Source organism: Streptomyces sp. NPDC018045, from assembly GCF_044327445.1.
In the GTDB taxonomy this organism is placed as follows: Bacteria; Actinomycetota; Actinomycetes; order Streptomycetales; family Streptomycetaceae; genus Streptomyces.
In genome coordinates this window covers 1-26,395 of sequence record NZ_JBIRFL010000043.1, presented here as the reverse complement: position 1 = coordinate 26,395, position 26,395 = coordinate 1, and the positions used below count along the sequence as shown (strand labels likewise).

General features: G+C 70.1%; 21 protein-coding genes and 3 pseudogenes. 11 read left to right on the top strand and 13 right to left on the bottom strand.

Features of this window, described 5'->3' with window-relative positions:
- The first annotated feature begins 1,439 nt into the window (after positions 1–1,439).
- Positions 1,440–2,024: a hypothetical protein gene (locus tag ACH4EB_RS37200; RefSeq protein WP_398352893.1), complete on the top strand. Its 585-nt coding sequence runs from the start codon at positions 1,440–1,442 to the stop codon at positions 2,022–2,024.
- Between the two features lie 218 nt (positions 2,025–2,242).
- Here the strand turns inward: ACH4EB_RS37200 and ACH4EB_RS37195 are convergent, their stop codons facing one another.
- The 5 genes from ACH4EB_RS37195 to ACH4EB_RS37175 form a co-directional block, all read right to left on the bottom strand.
- Positions 2,243–3,742, bottom strand: coding sequence for a GDSL-type esterase/lipase family protein (locus tag ACH4EB_RS37195; RefSeq protein ID WP_398352891.1), 1,500 nt, complete (start codon positions 3,740–3,742; stop codon positions 2,243–2,245).
- Between the two features lie 477 nt (positions 3,743–4,219).
- Complete coding sequence (locus ACH4EB_RS37190) at positions 4,220–8,092, bottom strand: hypothetical protein (protein ID WP_398352890.1); 3,873 nt, start codon at positions 8,090–8,092, stop codon at positions 4,220–4,222.
- A gap of 216 nt (positions 8,093–8,308) precedes the next feature.
- Positions 8,309–8,602 (bottom strand): hypothetical protein, encoded by a 294-nt coding sequence (locus ACH4EB_RS37185; RefSeq protein ID WP_398352896.1) that lies wholly within the window; start codon positions 8,600–8,602, stop codon positions 8,309–8,311.
- Between the two features lie 304 nt (positions 8,603–8,906).
- Complete coding sequence (locus ACH4EB_RS37180; RefSeq protein ID WP_398352889.1) at positions 8,907–9,782, bottom strand: ABC transporter permease; 876 nt, start codon at positions 9,780–9,782, stop codon at positions 8,907–8,909.
- Complete coding sequence (locus ACH4EB_RS37175) at positions 9,779–10,894, bottom strand: ATP-binding cassette domain-containing protein (RefSeq protein ID WP_398352888.1); 1,116 nt, start codon at positions 10,892–10,894, stop codon at positions 9,779–9,781. The genes ACH4EB_RS37180 and ACH4EB_RS37175 overlap by 4 nt, the downstream gene beginning before the upstream one ends.
- 206 nt (positions 10,895–11,100) lie before the next feature.
- Here ACH4EB_RS37175 and ACH4EB_RS37170 point away from each other — a divergent pair, with 206 nt between their 5' ends.
- From ACH4EB_RS37170 to ACH4EB_RS37140, 7 genes are all read left to right on the top strand, one after another.
- A complete protein-coding gene (locus ACH4EB_RS37170) occupies positions 11,101–11,217 on the top strand; it encodes a lasso RiPP family leader peptide-containing protein (protein ID WP_398352887.1) in 117 nt (38 codons plus the stop codon).
- Positions 11,218–11,290: 73 nt separating this feature from the next.
- A complete protein-coding gene (locus ACH4EB_RS37165; RefSeq protein WP_398352886.1) occupies positions 11,291–13,006 on the top strand; it encodes an asparagine synthase-related protein in 1,716 nt (571 codons plus the stop codon).
- 77 nt (positions 13,007–13,083) lie between these two features.
- Complete coding sequence (locus tag ACH4EB_RS37160) at positions 13,084–13,359, top strand: PqqD family protein (protein ID WP_361157993.1); 276 nt, start codon at positions 13,084–13,086, stop codon at positions 13,357–13,359.
- The gene (locus tag ACH4EB_RS37155) at positions 13,356–13,901 is read left to right on the top strand and encodes a lasso peptide biosynthesis protein (RefSeq protein ID WP_398352885.1); all 546 of its coding nucleotides are present in this window, start codon (positions 13,356–13,358) and stop codon (positions 13,899–13,901) included. The genes ACH4EB_RS37160 and ACH4EB_RS37155 overlap by 4 nt, the downstream gene beginning before the upstream one ends.
- A 58-nt stretch (positions 13,902–13,959) precedes the next feature.
- Complete coding sequence (locus tag ACH4EB_RS37150) at positions 13,960–14,601, top strand: RHS repeat domain-containing protein (protein WP_398352883.1); 642 nt, start codon at positions 13,960–13,962, stop codon at positions 14,599–14,601.
- Positions 14,520–14,789 carry a DUF6233 domain-containing protein gene (locus ACH4EB_RS37145; protein WP_398352895.1) on the top strand — a complete coding sequence of 90 codons (270 nt, stop codon included), beginning with the start codon at positions 14,520–14,522 and terminating at the stop codon, positions 14,787–14,789. Before ACH4EB_RS37150 ends, ACH4EB_RS37145 begins: the two co-directional genes overlap by 82 nt.
- A gap of 768 nt (positions 14,790–15,557) precedes the next feature.
- A complete protein-coding gene (locus ACH4EB_RS37140; RefSeq protein WP_398352882.1) occupies positions 15,558–16,523 on the top strand; it encodes a ribosome-inactivating family protein in 966 nt (321 codons plus the stop codon).
- Positions 16,524–16,879: 356 nt separating this feature from the next.
- Here the strand turns inward: ACH4EB_RS37140 and ACH4EB_RS37135 are convergent.
- Positions 16,880–17,489: pseudogene (locus tag ACH4EB_RS37135) on the bottom strand (SDR family NAD(P)-dependent oxidoreductase).
- A gap of 58 nt (positions 17,490–17,547) precedes the next feature.
- Positions 17,548–17,871: pseudogene (locus tag ACH4EB_RS37130) on the bottom strand (lamin tail domain-containing protein); the annotation flags it as partial.
- 665 nt (positions 17,872–18,536) lie between these two features.
- Between ACH4EB_RS37130 and ACH4EB_RS37125 the strand changes: the two are divergent.
- Positions 18,537–18,659: pseudogene (locus ACH4EB_RS37125) on the top strand (chaplin family protein); the annotation flags it as partial.
- Between the two features lie 197 nt (positions 18,660–18,856).
- Here the strand turns inward: ACH4EB_RS37125 and ACH4EB_RS37120 are convergent.
- Positions 18,857–19,678, bottom strand: a complete 822-nt coding sequence (locus ACH4EB_RS37120) for a hypothetical protein (RefSeq protein WP_398352881.1) — start codon at positions 19,676–19,678, stop codon at positions 18,857–18,859.
- On the opposite strand from ACH4EB_RS37120, the gene ACH4EB_RS37115 reads away from it, so the two are divergent.
- Complete coding sequence (locus ACH4EB_RS37115) at positions 19,629–19,790, top strand: hypothetical protein (RefSeq protein WP_398352894.1); 162 nt, start codon at positions 19,629–19,631, stop codon at positions 19,788–19,790. The genes ACH4EB_RS37120 and ACH4EB_RS37115 overlap by 50 nt on opposite strands.
- A 614-nt stretch (positions 19,791–20,404) precedes the next feature.
- On the opposite strand, the gene ACH4EB_RS37110 is transcribed toward ACH4EB_RS37115, so the two are convergent.
- Both ACH4EB_RS37110 and ACH4EB_RS37105 read right to left on the bottom strand, forming a co-directional pair.
- Positions 20,405–20,671, bottom strand: a complete 267-nt coding sequence (locus ACH4EB_RS37110; RefSeq protein WP_398352880.1) for a hypothetical protein — start codon at positions 20,669–20,671, stop codon at positions 20,405–20,407.
- 383 nt (positions 20,672–21,054) lie between these two features.
- Entirely contained in the window at positions 21,055–21,582 is a 528-nt protein-coding gene (locus tag ACH4EB_RS37105; protein ID WP_398352879.1) for a MarR family winged helix-turn-helix transcriptional regulator, read from the bottom strand.
- A 201-nt stretch (positions 21,583–21,783) separates the two neighbouring features.
- Between ACH4EB_RS37105 and ACH4EB_RS37100 the strand changes: the two genes are divergently transcribed.
- A complete protein-coding gene (locus tag ACH4EB_RS37100; protein WP_398352878.1) occupies positions 21,784–23,289 on the top strand; it encodes an MFS transporter in 1,506 nt (501 codons plus the stop codon).
- Positions 23,290–23,922: 633 nt separating this feature from the next.
- On the opposite strand, the gene ACH4EB_RS37095 is transcribed toward ACH4EB_RS37100, so the two are convergent.
- From ACH4EB_RS37095 to ACH4EB_RS37085, 3 genes are all read right to left on the bottom strand, one after another.
- Complete coding sequence (locus tag ACH4EB_RS37095) at positions 23,923–24,669, bottom strand: SAM-dependent methyltransferase (RefSeq protein WP_398352877.1); 747 nt, start codon at positions 24,667–24,669, stop codon at positions 23,923–23,925.
- 85 nt (positions 24,670–24,754) lie between these two features.
- The gene (locus tag ACH4EB_RS37090; protein WP_398352876.1) at positions 24,755–25,219 is read right to left on the bottom strand and encodes a GNAT family N-acetyltransferase; all 465 of its coding nucleotides are present in this window, start codon (positions 25,217–25,219) and stop codon (positions 24,755–24,757) included.
- Between the two features lie 790 nt (positions 25,220–26,009).
- The gene (locus ACH4EB_RS37085) at positions 26,010–26,198 is read right to left on the bottom strand and encodes a hypothetical protein (protein WP_398352875.1); all 189 of its coding nucleotides are present in this window, start codon (positions 26,196–26,198) and stop codon (positions 26,010–26,012) included.
- Between the last annotated feature and the right edge of the window lie 197 nt (positions 26,199–26,395).

Genomic DNA, 26,395 nt, shown 5'->3' with positions numbered 1-26,395 from the left:
CAACCTCGCCAAACGAGCAACCGACGAAACCACCCCCACCTGGCGATACACATAAAACGCAATCACTCACGAACTACGCGAACCAGACGCCCTCTGAGATACGGCAGCCAACGCGGCCACACTTCTCCCCACGGTCGCACCAGCCCGAGTGTCAGCCAGGCCAGTCCTTCTTGGGCCAGTGACAGCAGCGGCAGTACCAGCAGGCCCCAGCCGGGCAGGAGCATCGCATCGTACTCGGACGGCGCGGGTCCGAGCGGGACACCAGCACCACTCCGAGACGCCACAGCGTCGACGGCACCGACCCCCAGACAACCGCGGCCGCCGCACGTCGCGCCCAGGCCGGGACGCCTGAGACCGTCCGATGCGATGCGCTGCCGGACAAGTGCTCTTCTTCGGCTGGGGCTTTGTCGGAGAAGGGGGCAGCGGTGGGCATGTGGCAGGCTCCTCGGTCGGCGATGTCGTGCGATGCCCTTGATGCTTTCGCCGGCCTCGCCGCCTGACGTCCAGCCGCAGCATGAACACGATCAGCCGCATGGTGTAACTGCATGGCCGCCATATCCGCCCCGAGGCGTATGCACCGCCGCAGGCAGGCATGAGCTGTGGCGGGGCGGCGGGCGCGGTGGTCGGCCCTCGTAGACCGGGCACGGGAAATCGTGCACGAGTACGCGCCGTTAAAGGTGACGCTGCGGCAGGTGATGTACCGCCTGGCCTCAGCGGGCGTGCTGCCGTATACGGCGCCTACCTACCAGTGGCTCTGTCGATGACGAGGAGCAGCGTTTCTCGGGCAGTTCGGGAGGCGCTGCCCGCGTCGAATATCGATGGCTTCGGACAGCAGCTCGATGCCGACCGGTGAGACGCCGTGTGCCGCTCGTCCGGTGCCCAGGACAAAAGCGCTGGCTACGGGCGTAGGCGGTGGCCGTCGTCCCGCCGTTGCCGAGTGCCAGCGGGTGCCTCCCGTTCTCGTCGACATCGAGATCCGGGCGTGGTGAGCGCCTCCCGAGGTCGTCGACAACTGCTGTCGCGTGACGTCGATAGAGCCACCGAGAGTGAACGCGGCGATCCGCGGTGACCGGCCTACGCCCGCCGCTACGGCCTCGATCCCGCACGCCCGACGCAGTGGGAAGTCGAAGCCCCCGAACCGCAGGAGCCGCGACGCTTGGTCCTCGCCGCCGTCGATCCCTACGTTGACCGCCAGGTGCTCGTCAAGTCGTCGACGACGAGATCGTCCAACGGGCCGCGGCCGCCCAGCACATCGCGGCCGGCCCGGTCAGGCTCGTCACCTACGACACCGGGCACGCTGGCGTTTCGACGCTTCGACGGGCACAAGCAATCGGCTGATCGGCATGGAGCAGGGTGTTGTTCTTGATCAGACGCGGTCGGCACGTCCCGGGCAGCGACGACAGCCGATATGTGGTGTTTCCCAGCTTGCCCAGGACTGAATGGAGACTCAGCCGATTGTTCGGCGTGTGTTTGTTCAGTGCGGTGTCCTGACACTGAACAACGAGTCGCAGCTATACCGGACACCAACAGGCCGCCTCGTTGCGGCGATGCGGCTGGGAACCGATCGGGGCGGCGTGCAACGGGAAACGGTGCGCCGCTTCTCCGGCAATGTTGGGGAGGGCTTCATGAGATTCGTCAAGACCGGGGTCGCGGCAGCTGCCGCATTGGTCGTTGCCGTCGCGGTGCCCGCAGCCGGCCAGGCCAGTGGTGATGCGGAGAAGACCGCGCCACAGCCCCGAGCGCTCACCGCGGCCGAGGTGAAAGCGGAGAAACGGCCTTGCGGTCTGTCGGTCGACCAGCCGGGAGGTACGGGTGCCCCGGCTTGGATCTACTGGAACAACTGCTGGGCGGACAACCACGGCCTGAGCGAAACCCCGGTCTTCTCGAACGGCAAGGGGAACACCTACACCTACGTCCGAGTTTGCCAGTACATCGCGCCCGGCCACACCGAGGGGTGGTATTTCCCCGCGGGTTCCTATCCTCCGGAGCCAACGAGTGTCACCGGGGTCACCTACTGCAAGTAAGCACCGATGGCAGCGGCACGTAGCAGGTTCCGCGGGATGACAACGTGCTGAGCGGCTGCCTGCGGTTCAGAGGGCAGATCGCGTCAGTGGGCCCCGGCAGGCGCCGCCGGGGCCCACTGACGTCCGGGGCAATCAACGGCGGGACTGGTGGGCCCGGGCGGCGTACCGGCGGACGTCGCCCGGGCCCGGGCGCAGGGAGCGCGATGTGCCCAGGGGCCTTACGTGCGGGCCCTCGCCTGCGGTGGGATCGGCCGTACGGTCATCGCGGTTGCGGATGTACCCGGACCGCCGTTGTCGCATCCGTAGAAACCGGGCGACAGGACGGCCATTTTCTGCAGGCAGTTGCCGAGCGCGGTCTGACCGTAGGCGTTGGGGTGCGCGTCTTCCTGAATGTGGCCCTGGAAGAAGGAGATGTCGCGGGCCCATTCGCTGACAGTGTCGCCAGGGTTCTGCTCGTCGGCCTGACGGGTGTCCCGTCCGCACACCTCCCGGCGCTCGAGGGCATTGCGCAGGTCGAGGAATTCCACGTTGTTCTCCCGGGCGACCTGCCGCAGATTCTCGGAGATCTGCGGGATCAGCCGGTCGCGGGCCCAGTCCTCGTCGGCGCCGTAGAACGGACAGCCGCGCCGGTTCGAGTCGGGGCGGTCGGGGAAACGGGACTCGCTGCCGCGCGGCAGGGGTGAGGGGTAGGACTGCAAGATGATGCGGTAGCCGCTCTGGGCCCCCATCGCGGTGCGAATGTCGGCGATGGTTGCGGCGATGCCGGCGCGTACGTCGCCAAGTTTGCGGTCGACGTTGGGCTGGTGCAGATCGTTACAAGGGCCCAGGCCGATCGCGTAGCGCCGTACGCAGTCCGTGATGATGCCGGTGAAATCCAGGTCGTTGCCGCCGATGGACAACACGATGTACTTCACCTGTGCCTGGGCGGCGATGTTGGCGAGCTGGTCGACCTGGGGTGGTTCCCCTTTGAAGGTGGTGTTGCGCACGTGGGTGGTCTCGGCGCCCGAACACGCCAGGTTGACGCGTGTGGTGACCGGGAGACCGGAGCTTCTGCCTTCGATCTCGGCGGTGTCCGAGCGGTGGCATCCGTTGCCGCCGTCGGCGGTGGTGCCGCCGTAGATCCTGGCCGGGTCGTAGTCGCAGGACAGTATGGTGCAGGTGGCCGCCCGGTCGGATCCGTTACGGGTCAGGTCCCCGGTGGGTGAGTTGCCGTTCCAGCGGCCGCCCTCGCCGGAGATGTAGCTGTCGCCCATGGCCACCGCGACGGTCTCGCCTGGCGGTAGTCTGCGCGGCGCGTTCTTCAGCCGGACAGAGGAGATTCTGTCGTTCATCTTCAGCCCGACGTTCACGACCCGGTCGCCGTAGTAGTCCTCGGACAGGCCGCGGAAGTCGGTGGCCTGGTAGGCCGTGACCTGTGTGCAGTTGTTGTACATGACGAAGGAAGTCGTTGTGGTGCTCGCGGTGTGGCCCAGGTCCCTGATGCCGTACCCGCTGGCGTCGCAGGAGCCGTCACTGCTGCTGTAGACCTCCCAGTTGCCGCGCAGTTGCTCGTGCTCATAGACCTTCAGCAGCAGAGTCCGGGCCTGCTGGGCCTCGGCCAGCGGCTTCTCGGCGCGCTGTCCGCAGGTGCGCGAGACAACGCGGGAGAAGCGCTGTCCTGGCTTGACCGGGTCAAGGACGGTCAGGCAGTCCTCGGCGGTCATCTTGGGCCGGGGCATCGCGGACCGGGGGCCCGGCGTCCGAGGGCCCGGGTGTGGCGTCGGTGGTGTTGCCGGCGAAACGGCTGTGGGGGCGGTGGACGTGCTGGATGAGACGGGCGCCGTCTCGGCGGCGTTCGCCGTAGCGGTCAGTGCCACCCCGGGGAGCATCACGGCCGCGACGACGGCCGCGGTGCGTCTGAGAGCACGCATGGAAGGACAGTCCTTTCCCGTGTGGAAGAACGACACATTCCCCATCGGCCGGGCTCCCGCCGGCCCGGCTTCCTCCCGGTAGCCGGGCCGTACGGCCACCCGGCCGAAGGAATGGCGCACCGTCGGCTGCCGCGTCTCCGATCAGTTCTTGCCTGCGCGGCCGCCGATGGGCGCTTCATGTGTGCCGGGTATACCGGAGGCTCGTTGTTCAGGGTCATGGCGGCGCGTTGAACAAACACACACCGAACAATGGGCCGGGCGGGTGGCGAAAGGTGGGGACGTGGCTCAGCCCCGGTCCCGGTGACTGGTGGATGGTTCCGTGCAGGGTGGTGTGTAGGCGACCCCGGGGAAGTACTGGTCCCATTGGGCACGGGTGATGGCTGGATGGACGGTGCGGCAGATGCGGGCGGTGACGCGGTCCAGGTCGGTGTCCCACAGCTTCACGGAGCCGTCTGCGTCCGTGGAGGCAAGGGCGGTCCCGCGGGGCTGGAAGGCCACTGAGTAGATCTTGGCGGTGTGCCCGGTGAGCCGCGCCGTCTCTACGGGGTGCCGTGGATCGGCGGTATCCCATAAGCGGACGATCTGGTCGTTGCCCGCGCTGGCAAGACGGGTGCCGTCGGGGCTGAAGGCCGCGTCCTGGAGGGTGGCGGTGTGCGCGCGCAGCACCGACAGCTCACGGGCCGACCCGGCCGGTGTCACGGCACGCAGTCTGACAGTGCGGTCCGCGCTGTAGCTCACCATGAGGTCGCCATGGGAGACGAAGGTCAGACCGGTGATGTCGGTGTGGCCGGTGACGCTGCGCAGCCTTTCAGGGTTCCGGGGGTCGGCGATGTTCCACAGCCGGATGGTGGGATCGACACCGCTGGCGGCCAGGACCGTGCCGCTGGGGTGGAAGCTCACGGACACGAGGGAACCGGTACGGCTGGGAATGGCGGCCAGGCGGCGGGGTCGTGCCGGACGGCTGAGGTCCCACAGGCGGATGGTCTGGTCCGTGCCGGCACCGGCCAGGAGGCGGCCGCGGGGGTGGAAGGCGACCGACATGACACCGGATCCGGGGCCGCCAGGAGTACCGGTGGGACCGGGGAGAGTAGTGATGCGCTCGGGGCGGTGAGGGTTGCTGACGTCCCACAGTTGGATGGTGTGCGCCGCGCCGCCTGTGGCGAACATTCGGCCGTCGGGGCTGAAGGCCACCGCATGGACGGCCTCGCCCTGGCCGGTCAGGGTGGCCAGGCGGGTGGGCGCGGCGGGGTCGGTGACGTTCCAGAGCCGGACCGTGCGGTCGGCACTCCCGGTGGCCAGTATCCGCCCGTCGGGGCTGAAGGCCACGCTGTAGACGATGCCGGTGTGGCGTGCAGTCAGGGCGCGCAGGTCTTCCAGGCGGACGCTGTAGTCGTCACTGGCGGTGGCCAGCGTGGTGCCGTCCGGGCTGAACGCGGCCGAGGAGACCATGTCGGTGTGACCGGCGAGGACGGTCAGCAGCGTCGGGGGGCCGCCCGGTCCGGCAGTGAGCCAGATCCGTACGGTGTCGTCGGTACCGGCACTGGCCACCATATCGCCGTCGGGGCTGAATGCGAGAGCGTTGATGACGTCGGTGTGGCCGGCGAGCGATGCGGTACGCGAACGGGGCCTGGAGGCGGTGGTGACATCCCACAGTTGGATGGTCCGGCCGGTCCCGGCGGTGGCCAGCGTCGTGCCGTCGGGGCTGAAGGCCGTCGCATAGCCCGCCGAGGTCAACGTGGTGAGGTGGCGGTGACGAGCGGGGTGGGTGACGTCCCACAGGTGGGTCGTGGCGTCGTAGTCGGCGGTCGCCAGCGTCGTGCCGTCGGGGCTGAAGGCCACGGAGCTGACGTTGTCGCGATGCTTTCTCAAGACGGCCAGCGCGCGGGGCCTGCGGGGATCGGCCACGTCCCAGAGCCGGGCCGTACCATCCTGGCCTCCTGTGGCCAGCAACGAGCCCGTGGGGTGGAAGGCCAGAGCGCTGATGTCCGCTGAGTGACCCGTGACCACGGACAGACGACGGGGCTGTCGCGGGTCGGTGACATCCCACAGACGAATCGTCCGATCCCAGCCAACGGTGGCCAGTACGCGGCCGTCCGCGCGGAAGGCGGCAGCCTGGACGGTGGCGGTATGCCCCTTCAGGGTCGACAGTTGCCGGGGCCGGTGCCGGTTCTTGACGTCCCACAGCTTGATGGTCCGGTCCATGCTGGTGGTCGCGACCACGGTGCCGTCGGGGCTGAAGGCTGCGTGGGTGGTGCCGCGGTGGTGCCCGGTCAGCCGCGTCGTGTACGGCTGGGAGGACGTGCCGAGCACACTGTCGCGCGTCTCGTCCTGCGGGGCCAGCCGGTGGGCGGCGAGCCGTAGCTGCGCCGCCAAGGCCGGATCCCTCACCTGAAGCGCGGCGGCCTGCGCCACCGCCTTGCGGGCCAGCGCACTGTTACGTTCTTCGGTCGCCCGGCGTTCGGCCCCCACCGTGTAGAGCGCGCCCGCGGCGGACAACACCACGAACACGGCGAGCAGCGCGACCAGTCGGCGCAGTCGGCGGGCGCGGCGGCGGGCCGCGGCGCTCTCCGCTGTCTCGGCAGCCAGGCCGGCGTCCAAGAACGCCCGCTCACGCACGGTCAGGGCGGTCTCGTCGTGTTTGAGGAGGCTCTTGGCCAGGGCGAGGCGGGTGCCCCGATACAGGGCGCCGGAATCGCGGCCGAGCGCCTCCCATTCCTGGGCGGCCTCGGTGAGCTGGCGGTGCAGGCGCAGCCGGTCGCGGTCTTCGGCCAGCCATCGGCGCAACCGCGGCCAGCTGCGGATCAGCGCCTCGTGGGTGATCTCCACATGGCCACGGTCCAAGGTGAGCAGCCGGGCGCAGGCCGCATGGTCCAAGACGGTCGTGAGGTCCGCGGTTTCGTCGAGTTCACTGCGCGGGATGCGGCGTTTGGTGTCCTCGGTGCCCTCACCCAGGGCGGTCAGCCGCAAGAACAGAGGCCGGGCCAGGCGCTGTTGGCGGCCGGTGAGGGCGGTGTAGAGGGCTTCCGCGCTCTGGGCCAGCGCGCCGTCGAGCCCACCGGCCGCCTGGAAGCCGGCCAGCGTCAGCGTGGTGCCCTGCCTGCGCCGCCAGGTCTCCAGCAGAGCGTGAGAGAGCAGCGGCAGCATACCCACCTGCCCGTGGACCTGCGCGGTCAGCGCCGCCAGCAGCGCCCCCTCCACCCGGCATCCGGCGCGGGCGGCCGGCTGGACGATGGCCCGGTGCAGCTCGCAACTGGTCATCGGGCCCAGCGTGACCTGCGCGTCGCACAATGCCTCCACCAGCTGTGCGTGCTGGGTGCAGTGCGGGTAGAAGTCGGCGCGCACGCCCAGCACCACCCGGCAGCGGCTGTTCGGGGCGTGCGCCGCGGTGACCAGCGCGGCGATGAAGGCAGCACGCTCCCGCTCACTGCCGCATACGGTGAAGACTTCCTCGAACTGGTCCACCACCACGACGACCTCTGCCTCGTCCGAAGCCAGGACGGCAATCTGGCGCAGCACCCGGTTCAGCTCCGCGTGGTCGGCCGAGAGGTCGCTGCGGAGCCAGCCGGGGGAGCGGCCGACGTGCGGCGCCAGGTGAATCGCGCACTCCTCCAGCGGGTGGCTCCCGGGCGTGAAGAGCAGGGGGAGCAATTGCGCGTTCCGGGCACGCAGGCAAGGCACGAGGCCGGCCCGTAGCAGTGAGGATTTGCCCGATCCCGAGGCACCGAAAAGGGCCACGAAGCGTTGTCCTTGCAGGCGTGTGGCCAGCTCTTCGACCAGCCGCTCGCGGCCGAAGAACCAGTCGGCGTCCTGCGCCCGGAAGGCTGCCAGCCCCGCGTACGGCGCACGCTCTGCGTCCTTCGCGCCGGCTGTCTCCCGCACTGCGGCCTCGGCGGCGAGCTCGGCCGCCACCTCCCGCCAGCGCCGCTCCCACTGCTGGACGTCACCTCCGCAGGCGCGCACATACGCCACCGCCACCGCCAGGCTGGGCAGTTGCCGCCCCGCAGCGGCTCCGGAGAGGGCCGCGGCCGAGTAGTGCGCACGCTCCGCCAGCACCCGGTACGTAGGACCACCGGCCTGAGCCCGCAGCCGCCGCAGATCCGCGGCGAACCGCAGCAGCGGGCTGTCCCCAGAATCAAGGGGTCGCTCTGCGCGAGGCATCGCCCCACCTCCCCGAGTCCCGCATTGTTCAGCATCCGTTTGTATGTCACCAGCTACTGGACACTGGACAACAGGTTCTTGCCGAGCCGGTGGCACCGGTCCAGCGGCGGGTGGCTCTTTCAGCTTCACATCGAGGGTGCCGCAGGCCCGGTACGCCACTGGGAGCCGGCCGAATCCACCCTCGTCGCGTCGTTGAGCACCCACCCCTGGGATGTGTCAGCCACCGGTGTCGGGACAGCGCTCTCGGGGAAGCCGGCCGGGCCCGGCTGGCTTCCCCCAGGGGCGGCGGAGGTCCGCGGCCAGCGGCCGGGCGAGGCGGAGTCGGATGTGGGTGGCGATGACCCGGTCCTTGCGATGCTGGCCGGAGCGGCTGGTGAGGATGTCAGCGAAGGAGCGGATGAGCTGTTCGGCGGCGGCCAGCTCAGGGCGGTTGGCGAAGATGCCGGCGAGGCTTCGGGGCGGCTGCGCGGAAATTCGCCGGTCCCGCCACACCGCGGGGGCGGGCGCCACCGACCGTTGGCCGCACACTCGTACGCTCGCGCCAACGACCACGCCGATGCCCCAGGCTCGATGACCAGCCTGGTTCACGCCTCGGTCGCGCGAGACCTGCGGCCGCCTGAACGAGGTACGGCGTGGAAGACGTGTGGACGGGGGTGTGACTGCCCCTGCCCGCGTTTGCCCTCACTGGATTCGCCGTGCTGGCGAGTGCGGTGCCATACGAAAGCGGCCCCGACTTGGAACTCGTATGAGAAAGAAGGTTCTTCCAGGGGGTTCGGGGTGGGGGTCCTGCTCTTCGGGAAAGTTCTCCCACGCCTCATTCCAGTCGGCCGAAACGGCGGGCGGCCCACAGCAGCACGCCCGCGCCCAGCAGGACCAGGACCACGATTTCAAGTGCGGCCGGGGGCTGCCAGTCGTCCCAGAGCACCCCGGTGGCGGCAGTGGAACCGGGGACGTGGTGTGCGATGCTGCGGCGCAGGACGTCGACGGCGTAGGCCAAAGGGTTGGCGGCGGCCAGCTGGGCGAGCCAGCCGGGCAGAGCGGTCAGCGGGAAGAAGGCTCCGGACAGGAAGAGCAGCGGCATCAGGGCGAGGCTGAGCAGGATGTGGAAGGACTCGACCGTACGGATGCCGATGGCCAGCGCCGCCGCCAGGATCGTGAGGACGAACGAGGTCAACGCCATCGTGGCCAGCAGCGACAGGAGCAGCACGGGTTCGTAGGGCAGCCCGACGATGCCTGCGGTGGCGAGCAGGACCGCGCCCTGGACGGTGGCCTCCGTGGTACCGCCGAGGCAGCTGCCGTACAGCAGGGTGGAGCGGCGTACGGGCGCCATCAGTGTCTCGCGCAGGTAGCCGCTCTCGCGGTCGGTGATCATGCGCATGCCGACGGTCACCGCGGGAGTCTGCACGGTCATCACCAGTACGCCGGGGAAGAGGTAGGCGCGGTAGTCGCTGCCGACGGCCGTAGCGGGCACCAGGGCGGCCAGGCCGCCGCCGAGGAGCAGCAGGAACAGCAGCGGCTGGACCAGCATCAGGGTGGTCTGCGCGGGCTGGGCGAACATGCGCAGCAGGTCGCGCAGGACGAGCGCGTGGACGGCGCGCAGTTCCCGTACGAGAGGGCCCGGAGTGTCGGTGGCGGGTGGCGCCGGGGCCGGCTGCCGCGGTGGTGCGGGGCGATCTGCGGGGGCCGTCACCGCTGTCTCCCCTCCTCGTGATCAGGCGAGGCGCCACCGTGACCGGGAGCCGTGTCGACGTGGCCTGGTGGCGGGCCGGGGTGGGTGATGCGGCGGCCCGTGTGGTGGAAGAAGACGTCGTCCAGGGTGGGTTCCGAGAGGGTGATGGCATGCACGGAGATGCCGCGCGCGGCCAGGGCGGCGCACACCCGGGGCACCTGCTGTGCTCCCGCCGCCACGGCGACCGTCAGGCCGTCCGGTCCGGTGGCCGGGCGCAGGGAGAGGTCGTGACGCAGGGCGGTGGCCGCCGCGGCATCGTCGCCGGTGCGCACGCGTACCTGGTCGTCGCCGATCGCGGCCTTCAGGGCCGCCGGGGTGCCGTGGGCGACGACGCGGCCGTGGTCGAGGATGGCGATGCGGTCGCAGTGCTCGGCCTCGTCCAGGTAGTGGGTGGTGACGAACAGGGTGGTGCGGTGCTCGGCGCGGAGCCGCGCCAGGTGGTCCCAGACCTGGACGCGGGCGCGCGGGTCGAGGCCGACGGTGGGCTCGTCGAGGAAGAGCACGCCGGGCTCGTGGAGCAGGGCGCGGGCGATCTCCAAGCGGCGGCGTAGCCCGCCGGAGAGGGTGCGTACACGGTCCCGGCGCCGCTCGGTCAGTCCGGTCAGTTCCAGGAGTGTGGCACTGCGCGCGCGGGAGCGGCTGCGGGAGAGGCCGTACAGGCGCGCGTGGAGGAGGAGGTTGCGTTCGACGCTGAGGTCGGAGTCGACGGCGCTGTGCTGGAACAGCAGGCCGACACCGCGCCGTACCTGCTGCGGCTGGGTACGGACATCGGCCCCGGCCACCCGGGCCTGCCCCGAGGTGGGGCGGGCCAGGGCGCAGAGCATCGCGATGGTGGTGGTCTTGCCGGCGCCGTTGGGACCGAGAAAGGCGAACGTCTCCCCGGGGTGCACATGAAGGTCGACTCCGCGGACCGCCTCCGTGCCGGGATAGTGCTTGGTCAGGCCGTGGACGCAGATCGCGTACCGGGCGGTGTGGTCGGCATGGCCGACTTCGCCGGTGCGGCCCGCGTGATCACCGTCGTCGGTGTGATCATTGCGATCGGTGTGACCGGCATCGTCTCCGGCGCCGGTCACCGTCCCGCTCCCGGTGCACGACCGACGTGCGGCGCCCGGCCGCGCGGCCCCGCTGACCAGCCCACCCGGCTCGCCGTCCGGCTCATCTGTCCGCTTCCTTTTGACGTGGCACGCTGCACCCCTCACGCTGGAAATAGAGGGAAAAATACCCTATATGTCGCGTAAGTTCTGCGCGGCGCCGACCTGACAGCAGAAGGAAGGTGACGATGATGCGCCTGCGCTACACGCCTCCGAAGGTCGTCCGCATCGGGCGAGTCGAGAAGCTGACCGGGCAGCTGCGGCGGGGAACCCCCGACGTGGTTGGCCACGGCAACCTGTTCTGACCGACTCTCAGTACGGGCGGAGCCGGACGGTTCCGCCCCGTGCCGGGGACCAACCCGGGGAGCGGGGAGAGCGATGGCCGTCCAGTACCTGACGGAGTTTCCCGGCTGTTCCGGACGAGTGGCCGCCGGTGAGACCGTCGTGGACCACGCGTACGTACCGTTCGGTGCCCGCCGCAGCCACCGTCCGCCCGGCAGCTACGTGCGTCAGTGGCTCTCGGAGGGAACGGCCACTCCCGCAAGCGGCACCCTCCAGCCGTTCTCCCATTCCTCCCTTTCCCTCGCCGGACCGCCCCCGCGCGAACTACCACCGGAACGGGTGCAGAGCCTGATCCGTGACGTGGACCGCGGCGCGTACGCGGCCCTACGCCAACTGGGGCCGGATGTCGCCGGCGCAATCGTCACGCCTCGGCGCATTGTCCTCTTCCGAGGGGTGTGCAGCGCCGATCAGCTCTTCTTCCGCGCGTCCGACGGCTGGACACGCTGGTCGAGTGACCCGCGCGACCTGCTCGACGGCCCGCCGCGCTTCGACCACGAATCCCTCTGGCGCGCGTGCCGGGGCGAGGACGTCTTCGTCTTCCCCGGCCTGGAGCGGCTGTCTCCCGGCCGGCTCGTCGTGGCGGACGGCTGGTCCACACATACCGAGACGTACGACGAGATAACGGAACTGCCGATCCCGCGCCGCACATCACTGCGCACCTACGCCGAAGTCGGCTACGAACTGCTTCGGGAGGAAACCCGCCGGTACGCGTCCGCCGGCCGTACCGGGGTCCTGCTCTCGGGCGGCGTCGATTCCGCGACCGTGCTCGCCGCGCTCGCCGACCACGGGGCCGATGTCACCGCGTACCACATGCGCAGCACCGACCCGCTCGCCGACGAATCGCCGCGGGCGCGCGAGGTGTGCCGCGCGCTGTCGGTTCCTTTGGTGACGGTGGACCCGCCCGGTGAGGACGAGCCCTACTTCCCCGACCGTCACGACTTCCCGCTGCCCTTCAACCACGTCTGGTTCCGCCGCCTGGACCTGACGGCCCGCCGGATTGCCCAGGACGGGGTTCGTACGCTGCTCACCGGCCTGGACGGAGACATCGTCTTCGGCCCGCTGCGCTACGGCCTGTACGACGTCGCCGTCGCCGACGTGCTGTGGCGCGAGCGGTTCGCCATGGCCAACGGCCTGCTCAGCTCCCGATGGGAACTGAGCCGGATCATCCGCAGCCTCCGCCCCGGACGCTCGCTCTACGAAGACCCCGAAGCAACCGCTGAAACCGAGCGTGCCAGCGACTTCCTGGTCCCCGCCCCCGACGCCGGCCCCGAGCGGTACGAGCCGGACTCGGCCGCGCAGGAGCACACACTGAACCTCACGGTCTGGCGGCCGTACGGCATCCACTGCACCAAGCCCTGGGGCGGGCGCGACCTGCGCCGGCTGTCGGCCCGGCTGCCCAACGCCTACCGGGTCATCCCGTACGGCGGGCGCACCATCGACAAACCCGTACTGCGTCTCGCCGCCGCGCGCCGCGGGGTGCCCTCCTGCGTGTGGCGGCACTACGGGCGGGACTGGCTCGGCTCACCGGACGAGACGTGGTGCCTGCGCCACCCGGACGTCATCGCGGACATCCTGGGCGGGACCGACACCCGGCTGACCGCCCTGGGCATCGTCGACCCGCACCGCCTGGCCACCGTCCTTGCCGACCCGCGCGCCCTGCGCCGCAACGCCGAGAACCTGCTGTGTACGGCCATGGTCGAACTCTTCTTGCATGACCTGGCGCACAAGACCGCTCCGGTGCCCGGGACATGAACACCGGACGCACGCCTCGGAGCCCATGTCCACGCAACGACCGCCATGGTTCCGGCCCCTGCGACAGGAGATCTACGATGCCGCTGATCCGCCTCGCCGAACAGACCGTATTCGACCCTGCCGACGGTACGGGCGTCCTCCTGGACACCACCGAAGGCGTCTATTTCGAGCTGAACCCCACCGCGACCCTCATCCTGGAAGCGGCCATACGCTGCGAGACCTACGACGAAGCCGTCCGCGACCTCGCGACACGCATCGACGCCGGCGACAGCGAACTGCGCGAGGGCATCACCTCGCTTGCCGCCCAGCTCGCCGAGAGCCGCCTCATCGTGCCGAGTGGTGTGTCGCCGTGACGGGCTGGGCGAGCGGGATCCGGACGACCACGAACCGGACGGCTGCTGACCGGGCGACCGCGGACTGGGCCTTCCTGCTGTGGGGCGAGGATGCGGCCGGGCCCGTGCCTCGCACGCCCCCATCGGCGCACCTGGCCGCCGCCGTGCACACCGCGCGGGCTCTACGGGGCCTGAGGCGGCACGGCTGGGGCGTGGCGCAGACCCGTCTACGCGATCTGCGGCCGGCCACGGGCGCCCACCGCGGCCTGCCGGTGGCCACGGCCGTCCGCCTCGCCCGCCGGGAACTGGCCCGCTGTCAGCTCGTGGTCCGGCTGACCGAGCCCAACGCACTGTGTCTGGCCAGGTCATTCGCGCTGGCTGTCCACCTGTCAGTGCTCGGTCTGCCGGCCGAGACCATCATTGCCCGGCAACGGTCGTCGATCGGAGCCCGGTTCGCCTTCCACTCATGGACCGAACTGTACGGCGAGGTCCTCAACGACGTCCCGGTCGTCCAGAGCGGCCACACGGTGCTCCAACGGGTCGGGTGCACCGCGCTCCACTGACCGTCCGAGCGGCCGTCCTCGGGCAAGGCCCCATCGGGCCAGGCTGTGCAGGCGGGCCGTGCCCCAGGACGGCAACCTCACCTCGGTGACCGGCACCAGCGGCACCGCGACGGTCTTCGAGTACGATGACGCGCACCGCATGACCGCCTGGATCGACACCAACGGCAGCGTTACGACTACACCTACGACGCGCACGGCCGTCTGCTGCCCCCACCCAGCCCGACGGCTGGCTTCGTTCACTTCACGTACTCCGTGGCCGCCGCCGCGACCCCGGCCTGGACGACCAGATCGTGAGCGCCGCGATCGGCACCCACTGTCTGGACATCAGCGAGCCGAAGACGCCGCGTGGCGAAGAGCCCGGCTACCGGCTCCACACCGCCCGGTGGGGCCTGTCCGACCTCGACCCCGCCCGGTGCCCACCCACCGTCGTGTCCGACCAGGACCCGCAGTCGCCGGCCGGCCCCGGTGCGCACGCTTCGTGCCGACTACCGGGTCCGGGGCCGGGGGAGCGGGAGAAGCTGCGCACCACCGCTGTGCGGGACCGGGCGTACGACCTCGCCGCGCATCAGCAAGCAGCGATGCCCGAGCGTTGTCGAGCTCAGCGCTCCGCACCCGATCGTGCAGCCCGTCGAGGGCGAGGACTACACCGTCCTCGCCCCTCCGCCGCCGGAGAAGCGCACCCGCTGGCGCGTCGACGTGACGCGGGACGGGCGCCGCCTGGTACACCGCCTGGACTGCGCAGCCGGGTCCGAAGGCGACGGTCTGGCCACCGACGCGGGCGCCCTGGGGCTCCTGGCGCGAGGGCCGGAGGTGGCCACCACGTGCGCGATCTGCCGCCCGGAGGCGGTCCTGCGGACGCTGCCTCCGCCGCCGGACGACGCGTTCTGACAGCCCTGCGTACGGTTCCCTTCGCACCCGGTGGTGGGTGGCCTGCCTGTGAGGCAGCACCGCTCCCGCGTTATGCCAGGGGCGCCGGTGTTTCCTCCAGAGCTTTCGGCGACCTTGCGGGCCATCGCCACGATGTGGGGCGGGAGGTGGCGGTCAAGAGAGTCGATGTCGTCGCTGAGTCCGGCGCGTAGCCCGTGCAGGCACGCTGCGGTGAAAAGTCTCTGCGGGGCCTCGTTGGTTGTGGCCGGTTGTGAAGGCAGCCTCGGCGCGCGCCTGGGCCCACGCGTACCCGAGGCCCAGCTCAGGATCGTCGTTTTCAGGGGCGGGATCTCCCAGCAGGCCCGCCGGCTCTGCCCGTTCCTCGGGCCCGGGGCCGTCGGCTCGGCTGCGCTGCTGATTGGTCTGCACGTACGACCGGAGGGCTCCTCAGAGGTGCCCTCGCGTTGGCGGTACGCGGCGAAAGCATGGCTGCCCTGTTCGAACCTGTGTCATATCCGCTGATCATTGACTGTCTCTGGCGGTTGGCAGGTTGGTGCAACGCTGGTGCGGGGTGGGCGGTTGTCGATGGGGCAGGGCGGGGGGCCGACGTTAGATAACCGTTAGGTCGGCGCGGCAGAGTGAGGGACATCCGCCGTGGGCCGTGGCTCGTCCGTCCTGGTCTTCGGCGGCCTCGGGCCGCCTGATGTCTTGCGCTCGCCGGGCCCCGGAACTGCGGCCGCACCCTCGCCGGCCAGCCACCTCGACCAGAACGTTTCAGGAGAACCTTCGATGCATCCGATATCCGCACCATGGCGTTTCGGCCGGCGGCTCGGCATTCTCTGCCTTGCCCTGTTCGCCGCGTGCAGCCTGCTGACCGGCAATGCGAAGCCCGCATACGCCGAGACCACCCAGCGCTGGACCGTCATGGACTTCAACATGTCGAACTACCTCCGGTACCAGTCCCCCGGCCAGGTCACTCCAGAGACGAGCGCCAACGCCCGCCGCTACCGGTACATGGTGGATCAGCTCCGGGAGCTCGCAAGCCACCCGCTCACTTACGCGGATGCGGGAATGGCCCAGTCTCCGCGAGAGCTGAACAGCAACATCATCGAGATGCGGATCTGGGACAACTTCCGTTCGGACATCGCGCTGTACTTCAGCGCGAGCAACCTCTACCTGCTCGGGTTCGCCGTCGACGGGGTCCACTGGCAGTTCAGCGACACCCCCTCGTCCCTAGCGCGAGAACTGCAGGCCCACTACGGAGGGCCGCTCCCGCTCTTCAACAACCTCGGCTACACCGGGCGCTACCGCGACCTGGACCCCGGCGAGGACCGCGGCAACTTCCGCTACACCTCAGAACGCTTCGCCAACGCCATGCAGAGCCTGCGGCATGTGCGCGACGGGGACACGCGACGCTACCGTGGAGACATCGCCGCGGTCATCGGCGCCACCTCGGAAGCAGCCCGCTTCGGCTGGATCCAGCGACGCATCGACACCGTCATCCTCAACGGACGGGACCCCCAGTCGGACGGCACCGTGCAGAACCTCGGCAACTTCGGCGTAGGCCTGGAGAACGCGTGGTCGTCTCTGTCCAGAGCCGTCCACGAGAGCCTGCGAGGCGAAACCACCCGTCCGGTGACCGTCGACCACCGGACCTACCGCAACTGGACCGACGTCAGCCGCGGTGTCGGCGACAACCAGTCAATCGCGCCCCGCATCGCCCCCTTCATCTCCCTGTACGCCTCCGGCAACTGACCTCACAGCAGACCGCCACACCACACACGCCGGCCGTGTGCCCCGCTGACAAAGTCAGGGGGCGCGGCCGGCCCGCATACAGGGCACAGCGAACCCGGCACCGGCCGCCTGCCCCGGCCCGGAAACCGCGGAACCCGGCGCCGTCGGCCGCCGTGGCCACCCGCCATCTGAGCCGAAGCAGGATAGCTGTCACATAGGCGGGCTTGTTGTCACCGAGCTGCCCGGCGCCCTGTTCCTGTCACGTCGGCGCGGGCGGATGCACCGGTTGCCGTCGAGGCGTCCCGTACTCGATGCCGGTGACAGCGTGCAGCAGGTGACGCGCGGAAATCCTGGACGCCGCGGGGTCTCCGTACCGGTCACGCGCGGGAGGCGAGGTGCCGCCATTCGTTCCACATGTCGAGCCGCTTGCGATAGGCCGCTTCGACAATCGGATAGGGGTAGGTGCCGAGGAAGAGCCGCAGGGGCGGTTCATCGGTGCCGACGAGTTCGAGGACAACGGCGGCGGTGCCCCGCGCGTCCTGGGGCGTGCGGGCGGACGCACCGGCCCGACGCGCGGCGCGGACGGGTTCGTAGGCGGGGAGCGGCTCGGTGTGCACCGCGGAGGCGCCCGACCAGTCGGTGCCGTAGGGGCCGGGTTCGACGAGGGTCACGTTGATCCCGAATGGAGCGACCTCCTGGGCCAAGGCCTCGCTCATCCCCTCCAGGGCCCACGTGGAGGCGTGGTACAGCCCGAGCGTGGGGAAGGCGGCGAGGCCACCGAGGCTGGAAACCTGCAGGATGGCCGCTGCCTTGGGCCCGCAGGTACGGCAGGGCCGCCTGCGTCACCCACAGCGGGCCGAACAGGTTGGTGTCGAGCTGTGCGCGGGCCTCTTCCTCGGTGGTTTCCTCGACCATGTCGAACAGGCCGTAACCCGCGTTGTTGACGACCACGTCGAGGCGGCCGAAGACCTCGGAGGCCCGCTGCACCGCGGCGGTCACGGCGGTGCGGTCGGTACACGTCGCGCCAGGTGTCACGCCCGTTGCCGGTGCGCACGCGCACTTCCTGGCGGCCGCCCAGGCGCAGGTGGTTGAAGCGGTAGGTCTTTTGGGTGCTGCGACTGGTCAGTGTCCAGCCCTTGAGGTTGACCGGGCGGTGGCCGGTGTTCTTGACGGTGACCCATTCGGCGTTCAGCGAGCGGTTGGAGCCGTCGTCGCACCCGGGGGAGTCGGCCTGGACCGCGCCGATGACCACGGGGGAGCGGTGGTGGGCCGGCAGGGTGTGGGCGCCGGTGGCGGAGGCGGGCAGGGCGGCGGTGACCACCGCGGCCGGGCTGAGGGCGACGGCCGCGAGACGGGCGGAACGGGACATGAACAACCTCCTGCGGACGGCCCCGCCAGCGGCGGGACCAGTAGGACGAGATGCCCGGACGACTGCCGGGCGCCCTCACTGTGCGTCCGCCGGCCAGGCCGTGGTTGAAGATGCGACGGTCCATTACAGAACACGGAAATTTGCACGACTCTTCTCGATCCGCCGTGCACGCCCCCGCGCCAAGCCATCGGTCACGCGCCCCCGGCACAGCACACCGAACACGGCGCTGAGGTGCGACTTTTCCGGGGCAGAGGCTTGTGAGGGTGGTGCTGCGTACGGGGGTGCGCGCAGGGCGCAGGTTGTTGGGAACGCATGTCCATGCCGAGAGTAGCCCGCGAGAATGCCGTTGGCGGGTGAAGAACCGTTCAGGCAGCGGGGTTCCCGAAACGCCGCGCGTTTCCTCCTGGCGGGACGATCGTTTGGTCCGATACGACGCGCCCAGTACCCCGGCCCGCTTCTGTCATGGCTGATCAACCATAGCGGGCACGAAGGGAGTTCGCCGCATGGGCGGTGATTCCCGGCCTGGGGAGCTGGGCGATATCCCGTATGGGATACGGGCGCCTGGTCAACGCCAGGTGCCCGGTTCGTCATCTTCGAAAAGATGAAGGACCACACGTGCAACATCTCGTGAAACAGAGCGTGCTGGTCGCCGCGACGCGACCGGGATACTGGCTGGCGCGGCGGCGGGCGCGCACGCCGACTCAGGTGCCGCGGGACGCACCGCGGCCGTCCCCGGCGTCCTCGCGGGCAACCTGCTTCAGGCCCCCGTCCATCTGCCGGTGAATCTGTGCGGCAACACCGTCAACGTCATCGGCCTGCTCAACCCCGTCTTCGGCAACCACTGCGCCGATCCCGGCGGTCACCACCACCCACCCGGCCACCAGCCTCCCGGTCACAAGCCACCCGGGAACCACCCACCCGGCCACCAGTCTCCGGGGCACAAGCCGCCTGGGAGCCACCAGCCTCCCGGCCAGAAGCCTCCTGGTCACCGTCCGCCTGGGCATGAGGCCACCGGTTCCCCGGGACCGGGGCATCGTCCGCCGCCGGATGTCGCCGGAGAGGTGGGCTCCCGTGCCCCGCCGGCCGCGTCTCCGGCCGGCGGCAAGGGCCGGGTGGTCGGGCAGGCCGCCCCTGTTCCGGCACTGGCCCACACCGGCAGCGAGCATCTTGGTGCCGCGGCTGCCGCGAGCGGTGTGCTGCTGCTCGGCGGCGTGGCGCTCGTGCGCCGGCGGCGGAGCCTTCGCGCCTGACGAGGGTGTCTTCGGTACGGCGTGAGAAGCCGCGCCTGGCCGTTCCCGGCCCAGGGCCGCCAAGCAAGCTTTCCTCCTCGGGTGCAGGGGCCGGCCGGCACCGGACCGGCACGCGGGGGCGTGTCTCGCCCCGTTGCCCGATGGTGCGCCTCGCCTCCGTTCCCCGACGGCGCGTCGTGCTTCACCGGCTGTCCCTTCGTGGCCCGCTCGGTCTTCTGGGCGGAGCAACGAACCGCCCCCCAGCCGGTCACGTACTGTTGCAGTTCCTTCGCCCGATGGTCACGGTCGGTGGCGTCACGGCGGCGGGGGCTCAGTGAACAGGGCACTCTGCCCGGGGCCAGGCCCACCCGCTGCCAGGTGCGGCCGTCGCCGGCCAGAGCGCGGAGCGCGGCCGCGCTGTCGGGGAAGGCGGACAGCAGAGGTCCGGTTCCCGTGCGTTCGATGACCTTGCGCAGGGCCGGGCCGGGGTCGGCGAGCAGCAGTTCACCAGCGGCCGAACGCAGACGCATGGCTTTGCGGACCAGGACCGACAGGGCGTCGATGGTCAGCCGCTCCACCGCCGACACATCGACGATCACGGTGGGGGTGGTGGCGCGGCACCGGATGACCGATGCCAGGCAGCTCACCGTCTTCCACGATCCGTCCGGCAGCGACAGCAGGTGGTACTGAGCGAGTCGGGACGAGAGGTACGAGACCTTTCCGCGCGCAGGGCCGGGCGCATCGAACCCGGGAGCGTCGCGGCTCCACGGTGCCCGACGCGCTCACCGTGCCCCTGGCATACCCCTGCACCAGAGCAGCATCCCAGATCGCCTGCATGAAATCGCCTACGCATCGGGTGCGGTTGGGCGACTGGCGTAGGGCGGCGGGTACACGGCCGGGGGAAGGGGGCACTCGGCCATGACCTTGATCGGTTTCGCCAGGTCGGGGAATGCTCACCGCAGCCGGCAGGCAGGCCGCGGTGAGCGGTCGCTGCCGTCGGGGAAACGGCAGCGGCGATAGGCCCGCCCGGCAGGGCACAGCGCGGTACATCGGGCCGGACGCGATCCTTCCTCGGCCAGGTCCACGGACTCCTTCCAGCGTCCCGTCGGCGAACTTCTGTGTGCCGGGCCCGGTTTCAGTGGGTGCCGCAGGGCCAGGCACGCAGAGGTGCCGGATGCGCGGCAGGCGTCGTACGGTTCCGGCTTTGGACAAGGTCTTGGCGACGGGCTGCCCTTCCCAGACCAGAATCTCCACGTGTCCGAGTGGGGCCAGGGCAGCGAAGGCGGCGTCGGCGGAGGCGATGACTAAGCGCCGGGTGCCGGCGGCCGCAGCGGCATGCGCCTGATCGAGCAGCAGGCGGTCGGCAGCGTTCTTGCCGGCATCGACCAGCAGCAGGTGTACACCGGGTGTTGCAGACCGCTCGCGACGACGGAACGGATGCGGTCCCGGGCGCTTGCGGCGATCGTCTGGTCCAAAGGGCCGGTGTGCCGCAGCAGGGCGTTCATCCGGAGGGTCGCGGTTGCCGGCTGGGCGTTCGCGCCGATCACGTTCTCCACATCGATCAGCAGCACGGCCGGGGCCGTAGTGCAGGGTGAGGCGCTCACCACGGGGCCCTCCGGGCAAGGGGCGGAAGGCGGTCACGGTCTGCCCGAGGTGCGCGTGATTCCTGCCCGCGGCTAGGGGGGCTGACAGCCGGATTGTCGCCTTCCGAGAGCGCGGCGAGCCGCTTGGAGACGCGGCTGACGTAACTTGAGCTGCGCGTAGCACCGACGGCAGTGGCGCGCACGCTCCAGCCGTTGTCCCACCCACGCCGGATGTACTCAGGCGCCTGTTCATGGTCGAGACGCCCAGTGGGCGGGGGCGGCGGCAGGCGGGAGGTGCTCGCCGGTCCGCTGCAGCTCACCGGCATCGGCCAGTCCGACACCGCCTTCACCGGCCCGGACTGCCCTCCGCTTCATCCGTGAGGGCTGCGTGCGCCGCCGTTCGTGCGACCGCCCCGGCTGTGGGCCTCCTCGACGAGGTGGGTGCGCAAGGTGTCGTGCAGGTGTCCGAGAAAGCTTTCGAACTGCTGGAGCAGTTCGGGAGGGTAGTCGGCCATCATGACGCCCAGGCGGACGCCGACGGGGGTGAAGTACTCATCGGCGAGGGCCTGGGCCTGTCCGCCGGTGCGCAGGGTGACCACGCGCCGGTCGCTGTGTTCGCGGCTGCGCACGATGTGGCCGGCCTTCTCCAGACGGTTGAGCAGAGCCGTCGTGGCGGCCGGGGAGAGCTGGATGCGCTGACTCAGCCGGGCGGGCGTAAGGGGCGCGCCGCGGTGTTCATTGTTGATGATCTCGACCAGAGCAGTGCCGTCGGTGGTGTGCAGGCCCAGCCAGCCAGCGAAACGCCGCCCGAACTCCGCGTAATCGGCCGCGTAGGCCCCCAGGCTCTCCAGCAGCCTCTCGTGCTGGGCCCCCAGGCCCTGCTCGCTCCGGTCTGTCACTGCCTGATCCCTTCATCCGACCGCGATGGCCGCACTCTGCTCCGCCATCCTCGCACCATCCTAACGTTCCATTTTGGAATCATTCGAAAATGGAAGTACATTGTCGGCGGCCTGGCAGTCCACTGCCGAGGCACCACGGCGGCCGCTGCCTCCGCAACGGCCGCCGCCGCCATCCCCTCCAGACAAGAGGCAGCACGTTTCATGTCCATATCCACACCCCTGCCCCGGGATCCGGGACGCTGGAAAGCCCTGGTCTTCATCTGCCTGGCCCAGCTGATGGTCGTGCTCGACGGCACGATCGTGAACATCGCCCTGCCCTCCGCCCAGCACGACCTGGGCTTTTCCGACGCCAACCGGCAGTGGGTGGTCACCGCCTACGCGCTGGCCTTCGGCAGCCTGCTGCTGTTCGGCGGCCGCATCGCCGACCTGTGGGGCCGCAAGCGCGCCTTCGTCACCGGCGTGATCGGCTTCGCCGCCGCCTCCGCCCTGGGCGGCGTCGCCGCCAACACCGGCATGCTCATGGGTGCCCGCGCCCTGCAGGGCGTCTTCGGCGCCCTGCTCGCCCCCGCCGCCCTGTCCCTGCTGACGGTCACCTTCACCGAGGCCAAGGAACGCGCCAAAGCCTTCGGCGTCTACGGGGCCATCGCCGGCGGTGGTGCCGCCCTCGGCCTGATTCTGGGCGGCGTGCTGACCGAGTACCTCACCTGGCGCTGGACCCTGCTGGTCAACATCTTCTTCGCCGCCGCAGCAGCCCTCGGAGCCCTCGTCTACGTCCACGACGCTCGCACCGGCCATCCTCACGGCCGCCGCCTGGATCTGCCCGGCGTCGCCCTGGCCTCCGGCGGCCTGGCCTGCCTGGTCTACGGCTTCACCCGGGCCGAGAGCGACGGCTGGAGCGCAGCCACCACCCTCGGCCTCACCGGCGCCGGTGCGGTCCTACTGATCGGCTTCGTCATCCTGGAGGCCGGTGTGCGGGCCCCGCTGCTGCCCCTGCGCGTAATCCTCGACCGCAACCGCGGCGGCGCTTTCGCCTGCCTGGCCACCGCCGTCATCGGCATGTTCGGCCTGCTGCTGTTCCTGACCTTCTATCTCCAGGCCGTCCAGGGTTTCAGCCCTCTCAAGTGCGGACTGGCGTTCCTGCCGATGACGGCCGGCATGATGATCGGCGCCACCCAGATCGGCTCCCGCCTGGCCCCCCGTCTGCCCGCCCGCGCGCTGATGGTCCCCGGCTACCTCGTCGCCGCCGCCGGCCTGGTCATCCTCGCCCAGATCACCCCCGACAGCTCCTACGCCACCGTCGTCCTTCCCGGCATGGTCGTCATGGGACTCGGCATGGGCACCGCCATGATGCCCGCCATGAGCCTGGCCACCCACGGCGTGGTGTCCCAGGACTCCGGCGTCGCCTCAGCCATGGTCAACACCTCCCAGCAGATCGGCGGTGCCATCGGCACCGCCCTGCTCAACACCATCGCCGCCAGCGCCACCGCCAGTTACACACACCAGCACGCTGCCACGGACCCCGCAGCGACCGGACACCTGTACCTGCAGGCCACGGTCCACGGCTACGCCACCGCCATATGGTGGGCGGCCGGCTTCCTCACCCTCGCCGCCGCTCTCGCAGCCCTCCTTCTCAACCACCGCCCTCTCCCCGCCGCACCGGCACCGGCAACCGGCGAAGACGCCCACCACCTCACGACCGTCCACTGACATCAGCCCAGGCGGCTCCGTCCCGCCGCCACCAGGCACACCGTGCCCCTCGACGGCCCGTCGAGCACCCAAGAACCGTCCCTGATGTCCCCGCACGGACAACAGCAGGACGTGTGCTTGGATGCTCGACGGGCCAGTACCGGCCCCTCTTGCCGCACATGTCGTCCGTCCGAAATGTAGACACGCCGGAAAGAGCAGGGCACGTAGAAGTCCGCGGAGACGGCAGCGCAGTCCGCGCCAGCGCCGAGACCACTGGCCATGGCAGACCACATGTCCCATGCGCCTCGTGTTGTCGCCGCCCGTAGTCCGTGCGGTCTTCGGGCGGGCCTTGCCGATTCCGCCTCCGGGCCCGGGCCGGCTGGCGTACCGTACGGGCGGGCCCGCCTCGACGAGATGCGAGCACGAGGCGGGCCACCTAACGCAGCAGGCCCCAAGTTTGTTGCCGACAAGCAGCGTTCGCCGCCCCTGGGAAGGCGGACTCGGTCTCCCGGCACCCGGAGCGGGGTCGAGTAGCGGCCAAGCCCTATGGATGGCGTGGAGCGCGTTCATTCCACGGGTTCCGAGGCGTTCGACGTCCGGTGCCCCGGGAGTGAGCCCCGGCAGGTTGCGCCGGGGCTCACCTGGAGTGGCAGGTCAGCGGTCCATCAGTGCGAACACTCCCCATCCCAGATATTCGCGCTGGTACCGGGCGTGCTGGACGGGGGACGTGGCGAGTTCCGCGCGCATCTCTTCGGCCAGCTCGTCGTCGGGGTTGCTGTCGAGCCAGCGGCGGATGTTGAGCCACTGCGCGGCGACGTACCGGTCCCAGCTGTCCTGGTCGGCCAACGTCATCTCCACGACGTCACAGCCCAGGTCGCCGAAGTGCGCCAGCAGTTCCGGCAGGGAGAGCAGGTCGTCCTCGCGGGCGAAACCGCAGCCCTTGACGGTCGCCTCGTCCTCGGGTGCGCGCCGCCAGTACGGCTCGCCGATCAGCATCATGCCGCCGGGAGCCAGGCTGCGCCGGAGCAGTCCGACGGTGCCCGGCACACCGGAGCCGATCCAGGTGGCCCCGACGCAGGCGGCGATGCCGACCGGGTCGTCGGCGACGTATCCCGATGCGTCGCCGTGGACGAAGCCGACGCGGTCGGCGACGCCCAGCTCGACGGCCCGCGCGCGGGCGTCGCCGACGAAGACGGTGCTGACGTCCACGCCGGTGCCGGTCACATCGTGATCACGTGCCCAGGTGCACAACAGCTCACCCTTGCCGCACGCCAGGTCGAGCACGCGCGTACCCGGCGCCGGACGGAGAGCCCGCCCCAGCCCGGCCAGCTTCTCGCTGGTGAACGGGTTGAGCACGCGATGGCTGCTCTCGCGGATGGTGAAACTACGTGGCAGATCCACTTCTGGGATTCCTTTGGTCCGAAGAGGTCAAACGGCTGAGGGGCGGCAGCGGTGGTGTGTTCCGCTGCCGCCCCTCGGGCGGGGACTACCGCTGGGACGGGGCCGGTGCCGTGGTAGAGAACCGGGCGGTGGTGGCGTCCTCGCCGCAGCGATGCAGGCCGGCCTTCTCCAGTACGCGGACGGAGGCTGGGTTCGACAGCTCCACGCCCGCGCACACGGTGTGCACGCCGGGTGCGGTCAGGGCGAACTCGACGATGGCGCGGGTGGCTTCGGAGGCGTAGCCGCGGCCTCGGCGGGAGGCGACGATGCCGTAGCCGACCTCGATGGAGCCGTCGGCTGGCGGCCAGAACAGACCGATGGAACCGACCACCAGGTCGCTGGCCCGCTCAATGATCTGGCGGTGGCCGTAGTCGGTCAGGCCATCGGGGTGTTCGGTGAGGAACCCCGCGATGACGCGGTCGCCTTCGGCGGGGAAGTCCTCGGCCCAGTGCGTCAGCCGAGCATCACTGAGGACGGCGGCCAGTTCGCCGGTGGACCATGGACGCAGCACGAGGCGGTCAGTGGTCAGATCTGTACCGGCTGATGAGGAAGAAAACACGCGACACTCCTGGTCGTTTCAGACGACCGGGCCGCTGATTATCCTCGCGCGGCCCGGCCAAGGGCATGCTGATGAAGCGTCTGGCGGGCCATATTCATCAACCTCCCTTGTCGCAGATGTGATCGCGGGGTACACGCGTCGGTGGATCTTATCAGGGGGCGGAGGCGGCTGAGCGCTCGCCCGTACGGCAGGACTCGTACCCGACGTGCCCGCCCATCGTCGCCGACCACCACAGGCCCGGCAGGTTCGCGCTGTCGGCGGTACGACGCAAAGGCGCGTACGGGAAAGGCGTGCTCGAACGGCACCGCCCACGCCTCCACCAGCGGGCGCCGTAACTCCGACCCGTCCGGAGCGACTACGCCACCTCGACCCCAGTCGCCAGCGACCCCGCAATACCGCCAGGCAGGACCTCTAACGCTCGGACGACGACTGCCTAACCCCAACCATCGCCGCAAGGTAACTCTTCAACCCGCAAGATCCCCCGCAACATACGGCTTCAATCCGCAACCTCCGCAGTCACAGGACAACGAGTGTCCGTTGTTCCTCATCTCTGCATGCGGGCGCGAAAATTACCTGGGCGGTGAAGGGATGTGGTGGTCAGCGTCGGCCCGGTCACAGTTCGATCTTGCATTTTCCGTCTGCCGTTGCGGCTGAACCACTCCAGGCTCTTGTCGTGCCCTTACGAGCCGACTGGCGTGGAGGCCGGGGGATCTGCGGAACCGGGCCGGAAGTCGGGACTTCATCACTTCTGTCCGTCGGCGGTCCGGGACGGGTATTTAGGGGCGGCGGGCACGCCGAGGTTGCCGGCGAGGGTGAGCAGGCATGCGTCGAGGCGGTGGAGGTGGCGCAGGCTCGCTGCGCGGTAGGGCTGGAGCCTGGGGACGTGGGAGTGGTGGGTCGGCCGGTGGTGAGAGCGGCGGGCGTGGTCCATGCGGGCCGGGTCGGTCAGGGCTTAGGGCTGCCAGGTTTCGGTGGCGTACTTCTTCATCACTTCGGCGATGTCTGCGGGGTTGAGCCCGTCGGGGCCGGGCTTACGAGTTGGTGCGTGATAGCGGGTGGGCATGCTCTGGTCGTGAGGGGCATGGTCGATCGGGCGGTCCTGGCGCATCCGGTGTTCATGGGCATCTC

What these genes read in the sequence shown, in the direction of transcription:
- ACH4EB_RS37165 (WP_398352886.1), top strand. Translation starts at nt 11,291, where the DNA reads ATGGCCGTCCAGTACCTGACGGAGTTTCCCGGCTGTTCCGGACGAGTG.
- ACH4EB_RS37170 (WP_398352887.1), top strand. Translation starts at nt 11,101, where the DNA reads ATGATGCGCCTGCGCTACACGCCTCCGAAGGTCGTCCGCATCGGGCGA.
- ACH4EB_RS37100 (WP_398352878.1), top strand. Translation starts at nt 21,784, where the DNA reads ATGTCCATATCCACACCCCTGCCCCGGGATCCGGGACGCTGGAAAGCC.
- ACH4EB_RS37140 (WP_398352882.1), top strand. Translation starts at nt 15,558, where the DNA reads ATGCATCCGATATCCGCACCATGGCGTTTCGGCCGGCGGCTCGGCATT.
- ACH4EB_RS37085 (WP_398352875.1), bottom strand. Translation starts at nt 26,198, where the DNA reads ATGGACCACGCCCGCCGCTCTCACCACCGGCCGACCCACCACTCCCAC.
- ACH4EB_RS37160 (WP_361157993.1), top strand. Translation starts at nt 13,084, where the DNA reads ATGCCGCTGATCCGCCTCGCCGAACAGACCGTATTCGACCCTGCCGAC.
- ACH4EB_RS37195 (WP_398352891.1), bottom strand. Translation starts at nt 3,742, where the DNA reads ATGCCCCGGCCCAAGATGACCGCCGAGGACTGCCTGACCGTCCTTGAC.
- ACH4EB_RS37190 (WP_398352890.1), bottom strand. Translation starts at nt 8,092, where the DNA reads ATGCCTCGCGCAGAGCGACCCCTTGATTCTGGGGACAGCCCGCTGCTG.
- ACH4EB_RS37200 (WP_398352893.1), top strand. Translation starts at nt 1,440, where the DNA reads ATGGAGACTCAGCCGATTGTTCGGCGTGTGTTTGTTCAGTGCGGTGTC.
- ACH4EB_RS37115 (WP_398352894.1), top strand. Translation starts at nt 19,629, where the DNA reads ATGGCTTTGCGGACCAGGACCGACAGGGCGTCGATGGTCAGCCGCTCC.